The organism is Candidatus Methylomirabilota bacterium (assembly GCA_036001065.1).
Lineage (GTDB): Bacteria > Methylomirabilota > Methylomirabilia > Rokubacteriales > CSP1-6 > MNEF01.
In genome coordinates this window covers 1-10235 of record DASYUQ010000218.1, presented here as the reverse complement: position 1 = coordinate 10235, position 10235 = coordinate 1, and the positions used below count along the sequence as shown (strand labels likewise).

Below are 10235 nucleotides of genomic sequence, written 5' to 3'. Positions count from 1 at the left end.
AGGGCGCCCAGATCCTCGTGTGCTGCTCGGCCTTCCTCTCGCCGCGCTTCGACCACTGGGAATTCTTCCTGCGAGCCCGGGCCTGTGAGAATCAGGTATTCGTCGTGGCGTCCGGGCAGTTCGGCCAGGAGCCCGCGTCCGGCATCGGCTTCGTCGGCCGCAGCTGCGTCGTGGACCCGTGGGGCGTGATCGTGGCGATGGCGCCCGACCGGGAGTGCGTGACCGTGACGACCATCGACCTCGCGCTGATCGAGGAGGTTCGGTACAAATACCCGCTCATGCTGCAGCGGCGCCCGGAGCTCTACGGGCCCATCACCCGGCAGTTCTGAGCCCCTCACCCCGGCCCTCTCCCCAGAGGGGAGAGGGAGGTGCGCCGTTTGACAGCGCGGCGTCGCATCGCTAGGATTGGGGCCTCGTTTCCGCCTGCCTGCTCACTCGACGCTCGGAAGGAGGACGTTATGGGTCGTGCCGCCGCACTGGCAATCGCCGCCTTGCTCGCCTTCGTCCTGGCCGCGCCCGCGGGGCTCCAGGCCCAGACCAAGGACGACACCGTCGTCTACGCGCTGCAGTCCGACATCAATTCCTGGGACCCGCCCAACTCGGTTCTCCGCGAGGCCATCATTCTCGGCTACAACGTCTTCGATCACCTGGCCGCGCGCGACATCAAGACGGGCAAGGTGGGGCCGAGCCTGGCCGTGTCCTGGAAAGCGCTCAACGACACCACGTGGGAGGTGAAGCTCCGCAAGGGCGTCAAGTTCCACGACGGCACCCCCTTCACCGCGCGGGACGTCAAGGCCAGCTTCGACCGCGTGCTGGACCCCGAGAAGAAGATGGTCGCCCGGGGCAACCACGCCAAGATCAAGAGCGTCGAGGCGGTGGACGAGTCTACCGTCCACTTCCAGACCGATGGCCCGTACCCGCTCTTCGTCGAACGGCTGACGGCGCTGGTCATGCAGTCGGAGAACCAGATGCGGCAGAAGGGGCACGAGTGGATGCAGGAGCATCCGATCGGCACCGGCCCCTACCGGCTGGTGAGGTGGGACAAGAAGCAGGAGCACCTGCTGGTGCGGAACGACGAGTACTGGGGGCCCAAGCCCGCCTTCAAGTACGTGCGGGTCCGCATCATCCCCGAGACGGCCACCCAGATCGCCGAGCTGATCTCGGGCGGCGTGGACATCATCAAGGCCGTGCCGCCGGACCAGATGGACGTGATCAACAAGTCGGGGCAGGCGCGCACCGGCACCTCGCCCATCCTGCGCACCGCCATGCTGCAGCTGGACCAGGCGGGGCGCGGCGGCCCGAACCCCTTCACCGACCGCCGGGTGCGCCAGGCGGTGAACCTGGCCGTGGACGCCGACGCCGTCATCAAGCATGTGCTCAACGGGCTCGGTGACCGCGTGGCCACGTCGATCAACCCTATGGCCTTCGGCTTCGACCCGAGCGTGAAGCCCTACAGGCAGGACATCGCCCGGGCGAAGAAGCTCCTGGCCGAGGCCGGCTATCCGAACGGCATCGACTTCCGCTTCCGCACGGGCCTGGAGGTCGTCGAGCCGGCCGTGCTCCAGACCGACGACGCCCTCGCGGCCGACATGGCCAAGGCGGGCTTGCGCCCGCAGCTCAACTACATCGGCGACCAGACGGTCTACACGGCGCAGGTCAAAGAGGGCAAGGCCGGCCCCATGTTCAACTGGTCGTGGGGCTACTACTCGATCTTCGACGCCGACGCCATCCTCTACGACGTCTTCAAGTGCGGCGAGTCGTGGAGCTATTACTGCAACAAGGACCTGGACGAGCTGATCGCCGCCGGCCGCTCGACGCTGGACCAGAAGAAGCGGACCGAGATTTACGCCAGGGCCCAGCGGCTCCTCCTCGAGGACGCCGCCTACGTCTTCAAGTGGGGGCTGCGCGGCGTCTGGGGCATCTCCAACCGCGTCAACTACGAGGCGCCGCGGGACGAGATCGACCGCATGTGGCTCGTGACCCCGCGCAAGAAGTAACGAGGCCGCGCGACGGCCGGGCGCCGGCGGGGAACCACCGGCGCCCCCGTTTCCCCCGGTTCGGATGAGGCCTTACGTCACCCGGCAGCTCGTCCAGCTCGTCGTGGTCATCGTCGGCATCTCCATGCTGGCCTTCGCCCTCCTGCACGTGATCGGCGACCCCGTGCTGCTCCTGCTGCCCCAGAACGCCGGCAAGGAGGAGTACGCGCGGTACCACAAGCTGCTCGGCCTGGACCAGCCGCTCTACGTCCAGTACTGGAAGTTCGCCAGCCGCGCGATCCAGGGCGACTTCGGGAAGTCCTGGTACACGGACACCCCGGCCTTCCGCCTCGTGCTCCAGCGGATGGCGCCGACCATCTACCTGACCCTGGCCGGACTGGTGATGGCGCTGCTCATCGCGCTGCCGCTCGGCATCCTGGCAGCCCTCAAGCGGCACTCCTTCGTGGACACCCTGTGCACCATGGTGGCCGTGGCCGGACAGGCCATGCCCATCTTCTGGCTCGGCATCATGCTCATCATCATCTTCGCGGTGGGGCTCCGGGCCCTGCCGGCCTCGGGCTACGGCACCTGGCAGCACTTCCTGATGCCCGCCTTCACCCTGGGCGCCTTCCTGGCGCCGCTCACGATGCGGCTGGTGCGCTCGGGGGTCATCGAGATCATGGACATGGAGTACATCAAGACCGCCCGGGCCAAAGGCCTCGGGGAGGGGATGGTGGTCGTCAAGCACGCCTTTCGAAACGCCTGCCTTCCGGTGATCACGGTGCTCGGGCTGCAGTTCGGCCAGCTCCTGGGGGGAGCGATCATCACCGAAACCGTTTTCGCATGGCCGGGAGTGGCCACGCTCACCGTGGAGTCCATCCGCAACCAGGACTTCCCGGTGGTCCAGTGCGCCGTGGTCCTGCTGGCCCTGATCATCGTGTCCGTCAACTTCATCGTGGACATGATCGTGGGCCTGATCGACCCCCGCATCCGGGTGGGCGCGTGAAGACCGTCACGGCGGGCGGGGAGGTGGCGCTCGAGGGTATGGACACCCAGGACGGCGCGCGGAGGCTCGCCGCCCGCCGCGCCTCGCTGAGCCGGCTGTGGCGCCTCAAGTGGGGGCTGGCGGCCGCCGCCGTGATGCTGCTGATCGTCGCGAGCGCCGCGCTGGCGCCGTGGCTGGCACCCCGTAACCCGCTCGCGGTGGACATCCAGCACCGGCTGAGACCCCCGGCCTGGATGGAGGGCGGCGCGCCCACGCACCTGTTGGGAACGGACCAGGTGGGGCGCGATCTCCTCTCGCGGATGATCTACGGCGGGCGCGTCTCGCTCATCGTGGGCGTGGTGGCCGTGCTGATCTCGGCGACCATCGGCGTGCTCACGGGCCTGGCCGCCGGCTACTTCGGTCCCCGCGTGGACTGGCTCGTCATGGCGCTGGTCAACGTCATGCTGAGCTTCCCGTTCGTCCTGCTGGCCCTGGCGGTGATCGCCGTGCTCGGCCCGAGCCTCGTCAACATGATCATCGTGCTGGGCATCGCGGACTGGCCTCTGTACGTGCGCGTCATTCGTGCGGAGACGCTGTCCATCCGGGAGCGCGACTTCGTCATGGCGGGGCGGGCGCTCGGGATGAGCCACCTGCGGATCATCTTCCGCCAGATTTTTCCCAACCTGGTGTCGGTGATCGTCGTCATCGCCACGCTCCAGGTGGCGCGCGTGATCATCCTGGAGTCGTTCCTGTCGTTCCTCGGCCTGGGCGTCCAGCCGCCCACCCCGGCCTGGGGCAACATGCTAGGCGAGGGGCGGATCTACATGCTGAACTCGTGGTGGATCGCGGCCTTCCCCGGCCTGGCCATCTTCGTCACGACGCTGGCCATCAACCTCATGGGCAACGCGCTGCGCGACTGGCTCGACCCCCACATGAAGCTGTGAACCGGGCGATCCCCTCTCCCGTCAGGGAAGAGCCAGCCCAGGGGATGGCGCCCGCCGATGTGAGGCGACGGGCTCAGGTCACGACGTAGTTGAACCGCTGGGCCGCTCGAACGATGGCCGGGGTCAGCGTCGGGTCAGCCAGGGCCCGATGAAAGCTCGGGCGGCTCGCGAGCGCATCCGCGGCGCGCTCGTACAGCACGACGGCCGGTCGGTTGGCGTCCATGCTGGAGGCGTAGTACAGGCCTTCGACGGCCGGGTAGGCGTCATAGATCGCTTGCGACCATCGCCGGGCACGCGGGCGGGGACCCGAGTTGATGGCCATCGAAGCGCCGGCGCGGGTGGGCCAGGGTCCGGTCAGGTCGAGCAGGGGCACGGCGCGAACCAGCTCGCAGCAGACCAACCATGGATCGTTTCGCGACCGATCGATAGATCTGGTCTCCTGAAAGACCTCGGCAAAGCACGTGAGAATGTTTTCGGCCATGTAGAGGACTTGGCGGCTCTGCGCGCGCGGTGGTGGGAGATGATGATCGAAACGCGCCGAGGCCGGCCCATAGCCGCGTAACGCATTCCACGCCGTAGCGTGCGGGCCCCTCTGAAAATAGATCCGCCAGCAGCGCGTGCCGGCGGACAGCACGTGGTGGGCGGGGGGAAGGGCGGCGAGCCGGTCCGCCGGTGGAGGCTCCGGGAGCTTCGCCACCGACGATGGCTAGAGACCGGCGGCCAGATCGGCGACGACGCCGGGAGGATTTCCGATGCGGAGCCAGTCGAGCGGGGAGATCGGGGTCTGGCCCGCAGAGGTCAGGTCCTGGTGTGGAGAGGTGAACCACCGGTGGACGGCGACCGGGTGCAGATTCGCAGGAATTCGCGGCACCACGGTCTCGATCCCAGGAACGAGGCGGCGGCCTTGAAACTGGAACCTGGGAATACGCCAACCCTTCCCGAACTTGATGCCGTACACGGTCCGAGGCTCGCCGATGAGGCGCTGACGGATCCGGCTCGTGTTCACGCCGAGGAGAGCGGCGGCTTGCCCCACGGTGTAACTGTCGTTGAGCAGCGTCGCGTACTCGGCGGTGGCCCGGTAGAGAACGGGGGTCTCGCTGGGTCCGAGCGGACGGGGGTCGAGCCCGCCCTCCCGGAGAAGGCGCTCCTCATGCTCGGTCAACGGCGGCGGAGCGGCCGTCGCGCGACCCGCGGTCCGTGCAATCTCGGTAGCGACCACGTCGATCTCCGCGATGCGGCGTGCGAGCTCCTCGAGCTGTGTATTCGTGGCGCGCACGGCCGCACCCGGTCGCGCCGGAATCTTCACGAGCTTGAGGGCGAGAGACGTCGCGTCGGCCACGGCAATGAGCACTTCGTCGTTTGCGAGGGCTCCGGACCGTTTGCCGAGCACAAAGCTCGCGCCCCGGGCGGCGCCTCGCCCCGAGGTCCTGTCCGCGGCCTTGGCAAGCGCGTCGATGCCTTCAGTGAGTGGGCGCTGGCTCGCGCGTCTCTTCAAAGTCACACCCCCGGTGAGTAACGAATCCCGGTTACTGGCGTGTGTACCGGATTACTAACGAACACTAACACAGCTAGTTCTCGTTAGTCAACCGCGACTTGCGTGGTCCTGAAGGAGATCATCCCGAGGCTCGGTCGGGTGGTGACCTTCTACAACCCTGGCAACACGGTGGCCAGGGAGGCCGCCCGGCTGGGCCGCGAGGCCGCGCGACAGTTGGGCGTGCAGCTCGTCGAGCGACACTCTACGGCCCTAGCTTCCACGAGATCGGTCGCATGTCGGCGAAGCATGTCCAGCGAGCGCACCGCCCGGGAGATCGGCCTCACCATCCCGCCGCCTGTCGGCATCCGGGCGGACAGGGTGATCGAGTAACTCGCCGTCTCGGTGACCGGTGTCTGCTGAGGGGCTGCCACCATCGCGGCCGACATGAACCCCCGCGGGTCTGGGAGTTGCTCGGCCTGGGCCATCGGCCGCCCGCCTTCGGCTGCCGTCACCCGGCGGACTGAGCGGGAAGCCATGACACCGGCACGGGAGCAGAAACGGTATCTTGAGCAGGACATTGACCCGTCGCGATGGCCCTGATTAAATGATGCCGGTGGGTGTCTACGAGCAGATCAAAACGGCATTCCAGGACATCGTCGCGCCGGAGCTTCACGCGTTGCGCGGCGATGTCCGCGTCCTCGACCAGAAAGTCAGCGGTCTGGACCAGAAAATCGATGGGCTCGACGCCCGCCTGTCGATCAAGATCGACGCCCTCCGGAGCGAGACGGTCTCGCTGAAGGCGGAACTGCTCGCCGAGATCCGGCGGGTCGATACCCGGATCGACGGCATCGACCGGGAGCTGCGGACCGCAGTGGACGTCCGCGAGCGTCTCGCCGCCCTCGAAGCCCGCCGCGGTCCCTGACGACGATCGCGACGTTCTCGCCGCAAGGCGCGACGCTGCGAAGGTCATTCTTCGCGGGTCGTCGAGATGAGGCTCGATGCTCGGCGAGTATCACACTGTGGCAACGTCGGGATCGAGCGTTATCACGATGCTCCCCTTTGCGTAATGCGAGGCGTACTTATTCGGCCGAGACCGGCCAAAGTCGTACTCCGGCAAGATCTCATCAATCTTCAACCTTGCGCGGTGTCGCCGTCTAGACTGGCTTCTCCTCATAACGATCACACGCGCTCCAGTTCTTCGCGATCATAAGAGTGCGGAAAGCGCCACTCTGCGGGCCGCTCACGGTGGTGGTCGTCCATCCTCTTCACGCCAAGCGGCGGTATGGCCGAACGGCCACCAAGTCATCGTCTGCGACGGGTCGCACATCCTCGACCTTGAGAGTTACCAACGCCTCCGTTCTCCCGGCCGCCGTAACGAATTCCACCTCGAGCCCGTCAGGTTCGTACACCTGCACCACAGCACCGAGGTCTCCCCGGCGAAGACCACGCTCCGGTAGCTCCCTGTTCAACACAACAGTATCGAGAACGCGATATCTCATCTTTCACCTCCCGGGTAGGCCGTCACAAACCGCCGAAAGTCCTCGTTCACGAGCACGACCCACACGCTGATGACCTCTGCCGCGCGCCCGGTAGGGCCTTCCAGCGGGGCGTGGATCTCGTACTTCTGGCCGTATGGATTGCCCTCCGCCGCCGTAGCCTCGCGGCTCAAATGCTGAGCCCGCAGATCCGCTTCCAGCCGCTGCCATTCCCTTGCCGAATATCCCAAGCCCAAGAAGAATCCTGCCTTGAACCGACCCACCGGGTGGCGCTGCGAGAGCAGATACCCATGTAGCTTCGTCGCGTCTATAATCGCACGATCCGCGTTCGGTATCCTCACACTCGGTGGCCTTTTCCCAGCTTGTCACAAACTCCCCGATCGCACGCCATGAAACAGACCGTCGCGAACCGCAGCCGACGTCGCCGACCGCGCCGACCTCCACGTGCAGGTACCCGTCCGAGCTGATCGGGCGCCGAGGCGGCGACTTGGAAAGGCCGGCCGCCCCTAAAACCACAGCACCCGGCGGCGCAGGTCGAAGTCCGAGAGTAGCGCGCGGGCCGGGCCCTCGTGGGTCACGCTGCCGCGGTCCAGCACGTACACGCGGTCGGCCAGGGCCAGGGCCAGATCGAGGTTGTGCTCGACGAGGAGGATGGCGGTCTCGGCGCGGGCGATCGCCAGCATCCTGTTGCTCGCCGCCCGAGAGCGTCTCGGCGCGGGCCCGCCAGCGCTCGCGCAGGCGGGGGAAGTACGCGAGCACCCGCGCCTCGTCCCAGCGCCCGCGGCGATGGCTGTCGCGCCCCATCCGGCCGATGGCCAGGTTCTCGGCGACGGTCAGGTTGGGGAAAACCCGCCGCCCCTGGGGCGCCGGCCCGATCCCCAGGCGGGCGACGGGCCGTTCGCTGAGCACGAAGCTCGCCCCCCGCGCGGCGCCGCGCGCCGAGGGCCGGTCCGCCGCCTTGGGCAGTGCGTCGATGCCTTTCGCAGCGCCGGGCGGATCCTGTATCCCGCGATCCGAGATCGCGCTATGCTCACGCGGCACGCCATTCCCAGATGGGGCGTGGCGGCGCCTTGCTGGGACGACGGCGGTCAGTCGAGGGGAGCTCACGTATGAACCGAACCGTGGCCCTGGTCGCGTCTCTGCTGATGCTCGGCGCCCCATCGTTGACCGCCGCGGGTGGCAAGGAAGATGTCGGCGACGCCGAGGCCGTGTTGTGGGGCGCCCGGTCTCTCACGCTGCGTGACACCCCGGCCACCGTGCGTGATTACTTCAAGATCCTGCGTACCGTGCCTCCATCGTACAAGGTCGCCCTGGGCGAGCAGCGGATTCGCGTCTATGGCGACATTGCCATCAACACCGGGACCTATACCTTCTCGGAGATCCGCGACGGAAAGCCCATCACGCCTCCGGCGCGGTTCAGCTTCGTCTACCGGAACCACGGCGGGCGCTGGCTGATCGTCGATCACCACTCGTCTGCGGTGCCCGCGCCGCCTCAGTAGCGATTTCGGCGACGTGTCGAACTTCAACCACGCCTTCGGCGCGGAATGGTGTGAGCCCACGCGCGTACTGCCGGCAAAGCGGGCACAAAGGAGGCGCACCATGAGAAGAGGGTCACTCGCTACAGTCGCCATGTTCGGCATCATGATCCTGGCGGCGCCCGGCGTCACGGCCGAGGCCGCTGACGTCAAGGTCTTGAGCGCCGCTGCGCTGAGGCACGTGTTGAACGAGCTCGGCCCCCGCTTCGAGCGAGAGACGGGCCACAAGCTCGCGATCCAGTACGACGTGGTCGGTGTCTTGAAGCGCCAGATCGAAGGGGGCGAGCAGTTCGATGTGGCCCTCCTCACGACGCCGTTCATCGCGGATCTGGCCAAGCAGGGCAAGATCGCGGCCGGCACCTCCGCCCACATCGCCCGCTCCGGCATCGGCGTGTTCGTCCGCACGGGCGCGCCCAAGCCCGACATCAAGACGGCCGAGGCGTTCAAGCGCGCGATGCTCGGCGCGAAGTCCATCGGCTATTCGAAAGAAGGGGCGACCGCCATGTATCTGGCGACCCTGTTCGATCGCCTGGGGATTGCCGAGCCGATGAAAGCCAAGACCAAGTACCTGCCGGTGGGCCGCGCGGCCCAGAGCGTCGCCGGTGGCGAGGTCGAGCTCGCACTCGTGGTCATCAGCGCCATCGAGCCCGTGCCCGGCGCCGAGCTCCTCGGGCCGCTCCCGGCCGAGCTGCAGAGCTACGTCGGCTACACGGGGGGCATCGGGACCGCCGCCAAAGACGCGAAGGCCGGCAAGGCCCTGCTCGACTTCTTGAAAGCGCCCGCGGCCGTTCCGGTGCTCAAGGCCAAAGGCATGGAGCCCATCACGCGGTGATGGCCGTGTGCCGTTTCGAAGGCCGGCAAGACGAGGCCGCCGCTGCCGGCGGCCTCGTTTGCGAGCGCAGTCGTTCTACTGCGGCAGGCCCTCGATGGCGAAGGTGCGGAATTTGGCGTACTTCTCGCCGGTCTTCCGCAGTTCCTTGAACTCCGCTGAGTTGCGCCAGGCCTGAATCTTTTCCAGGCTGTCCCAGACCTGCACGGCGACGCGCTGTTTCGGCGGCTGCCCTTCGAAGGCCGTTACTTTCTGTCCCGCAGCCAGGAGGCGGCCGCCCATCTTCCTGATGAGCGCCTGAGCCTTCGGAGCGTACTCTTTCGTGTAGGCGTCGAGGTTCGTCACTTCGATTTCCGCGATAAAGTAGACAGGCGGCTTCGCCTGCGCGTGAAGGCTTTGGACCGTGACAGCGCCAAGCCCGAACCCGACGGCGACGGCCAACGCCACTGCCCACCGAGTTTTCACCGGTTTACCCTCCCCCGTCCAGGTTCACCGCAGCGACACCAGCCCCCGGTCAGATCCTTTGTCCCCCCTTTCGTCTCGCGCCTTCGAACCATCGACGGGCGATGCCTTCTGCGCCCGAGTCGCGCCACCCTCGGGATGCCGTTCTGGTCCGGGGTCGCCATCGCTTCGCCTCCCGCGACCACAGAGTATATCCGCGTCCGGCGGACAGCCGGTGAACCCTCAGGGAGTGTCCAGGCCAGGATGCGGTTAGGTTTCGGTGACCGGTTTCAGCCCGTCCCCCTAGAACCACAGCACGCGGCGGCGCAGGTCGAAGTCGGAGAGCAGGGCGCGGGCCGGGCCCTCGTGGGTCACGCTGCCGCGGTCCAGCACGTAGACGCGGTCGGCCAGGGCGAGGGCGAGGTCGAGGTTGTGCTCGACCAGGAGGATGGCCGTCTCGCCCCGCAGCCCCTGGACGAGCGCGAAGACCTCGCGGACGACGGCCGGCGCCAGCCCCTCGAAGGGCTCGTCGAGCAGCAGCAGCTCGACGTCGCC

General features: G+C 67.4%; 15 protein-coding genes. 8 read left to right on the top strand and 7 right to left on the bottom strand.

Annotation, left to right across the window (positions count from 1 at the left end; all coding sequences use genetic code 11):
* The 4 genes from VGV13_21015 to VGV13_21000 form a co-directional block, all read left to right on the top strand.
* Window positions 1–329 (top strand): nitrilase-related carbon-nitrogen hydrolase (locus tag VGV13_21015; protein HEV8643565.1); only part of this gene is annotated, 329 nt, incomplete at its 5' end.
* Between the two features lie 129 nt (window positions 330–458).
* Window positions 459–1997, top strand: a complete 1539-nt coding sequence (locus VGV13_21010; GenBank protein ID HEV8643564.1) for an ABC transporter substrate-binding protein — start codon at window positions 459–461, stop codon at window positions 1995–1997.
* Between the two features lie 64 nt (window positions 1998–2061).
* Entirely contained in the window at window positions 2062–2982 is a 921-nt protein-coding gene (locus VGV13_21005; protein ID HEV8643563.1) for an ABC transporter permease, read from the top strand.
* Window positions 2979–3905, top strand: a complete 927-nt coding sequence (locus VGV13_21000; GenBank protein HEV8643562.1) for an ABC transporter permease — start codon at window positions 2979–2981, stop codon at window positions 3903–3905. The genes VGV13_21005 and VGV13_21000 overlap by 4 nt, the downstream gene beginning before the upstream one ends.
* A 73-nt stretch (window positions 3906–3978) precedes the next feature.
* Here the strand turns inward: VGV13_21000 and VGV13_20995 are convergent, their stop codons facing one another.
* Together VGV13_20995 and VGV13_20990 are read right to left on the bottom strand one after the other, a co-directional pair.
* Entirely contained in the window at window positions 3979–4602 is a 624-nt protein-coding gene (locus VGV13_20995; protein HEV8643561.1) for an RES family NAD+ phosphorylase, read from the bottom strand.
* Between the two features lie 9 nt (window positions 4603–4611).
* Window positions 4612–5256, bottom strand: a complete 645-nt coding sequence (locus VGV13_20990) for a hypothetical protein (protein ID HEV8643560.1) — start codon at window positions 5254–5256, stop codon at window positions 4612–4614.
* 246 nt (window positions 5257–5502) lie between these two features.
* Here VGV13_20990 and VGV13_20985 point away from each other — a divergent pair, with 246 nt between their 5' ends.
* Both VGV13_20985 and VGV13_20980 read left to right on the top strand, forming a co-directional pair.
* Window positions 5503–5769, top strand: coding sequence for a hypothetical protein (locus VGV13_20985; GenBank protein HEV8643559.1), 267 nt, complete (start codon window positions 5503–5505; stop codon window positions 5767–5769).
* Between the two features lie 214 nt (window positions 5770–5983).
* Window positions 5984–6301: a hypothetical protein gene (locus VGV13_20980; GenBank protein HEV8643558.1), complete on the top strand. Its 318-nt coding sequence runs from the start codon at window positions 5984–5986 to the stop codon at window positions 6299–6301.
* 343 nt (window positions 6302–6644) lie between these two features.
* Here the strand turns inward: VGV13_20980 and VGV13_20975 are convergent, their stop codons facing one another.
* The 3 genes from VGV13_20975 to VGV13_20965 form a co-directional block, all read right to left on the bottom strand.
* Window positions 6645–6878, bottom strand: coding sequence for a DUF4926 domain-containing protein (locus tag VGV13_20975; GenBank protein ID HEV8643557.1), 234 nt, complete (start codon window positions 6876–6878; stop codon window positions 6645–6647).
* Window positions 6875–7216, bottom strand: a complete 342-nt coding sequence (locus tag VGV13_20970) for a hypothetical protein (protein ID HEV8643556.1) — start codon at window positions 7214–7216, stop codon at window positions 6875–6877. The genes VGV13_20975 and VGV13_20970 overlap by 4 nt, the downstream gene beginning before the upstream one ends.
* A 165-nt stretch (window positions 7217–7381) precedes the next feature.
* Window positions 7382–7558 (bottom strand): hypothetical protein, encoded by a 177-nt coding sequence (locus VGV13_20965; protein HEV8643555.1) that lies wholly within the window; start codon window positions 7556–7558, stop codon window positions 7382–7384.
* A gap of 426 nt (window positions 7559–7984) precedes the next feature.
* Between VGV13_20965 and VGV13_20960 the strand changes: the two genes are divergently transcribed.
* Both VGV13_20960 and VGV13_20955 read left to right on the top strand, forming a co-directional pair.
* Window positions 7985–8374, top strand: coding sequence for a DUF4440 domain-containing protein (locus VGV13_20960; GenBank protein ID HEV8643554.1), 390 nt, complete (start codon window positions 7985–7987; stop codon window positions 8372–8374).
* Between the two features lie 100 nt (window positions 8375–8474).
* Window positions 8475–9242 carry a substrate-binding domain-containing protein gene (locus tag VGV13_20955; protein HEV8643553.1) on the top strand — a complete coding sequence of 256 codons (768 nt, stop codon included), beginning with the start codon at window positions 8475–8477 and terminating at the stop codon, window positions 9240–9242.
* A 75-nt stretch (window positions 9243–9317) separates the two neighbouring features.
* On the opposite strand, the gene VGV13_20950 is transcribed toward VGV13_20955, so the two are convergent.
* Both VGV13_20950 and VGV13_20945 read right to left on the bottom strand, forming a co-directional pair.
* Window positions 9318–9704, bottom strand: a complete 387-nt coding sequence (locus VGV13_20950; GenBank protein HEV8643552.1) for a DUF1330 domain-containing protein — start codon at window positions 9702–9704, stop codon at window positions 9318–9320.
* A 279-nt stretch (window positions 9705–9983) separates the two neighbouring features.
* Window positions 9984–10235: ABC transporter (locus tag VGV13_20945; protein ID HEV8643551.1), on the bottom strand; the 252-nt coding region annotated here is incomplete at its 5' end.

Coding starts and splice junctions, on each gene's coding strand:
- VGV13_21010 (HEV8643564.1), top strand. CDS start 459: ATGGGTCGTGCCGCCGCACTGGCAATCGCCGCCTTGCTCGCCTTCGTC.
- VGV13_21005 (HEV8643563.1), top strand. CDS start 2,062: ATGAGGCCTTACGTCACCCGGCAGCTCGTCCAGCTCGTCGTGGTCATC.
- VGV13_20980 (HEV8643558.1), top strand. CDS start 5,984: ATGATGCCGGTGGGTGTCTACGAGCAGATCAAAACGGCATTCCAGGAC.
- VGV13_20975 (HEV8643557.1), bottom strand. CDS start 6,878: ATGAGATATCGCGTTCTCGATACTGTTGTGTTGAACAGGGAGCTACCG.
- VGV13_20965 (HEV8643555.1), bottom strand. CDS start 7,558: ATGCTGGCGATCGCCCGCGCCGAGACCGCCATCCTCCTCGTCGAGCAC.
- VGV13_20960 (HEV8643554.1), top strand. CDS start 7,985: ATGAACCGAACCGTGGCCCTGGTCGCGTCTCTGCTGATGCTCGGCGCC.
- VGV13_20955 (HEV8643553.1), top strand. CDS start 8,475: ATGAGAAGAGGGTCACTCGCTACAGTCGCCATGTTCGGCATCATGATC.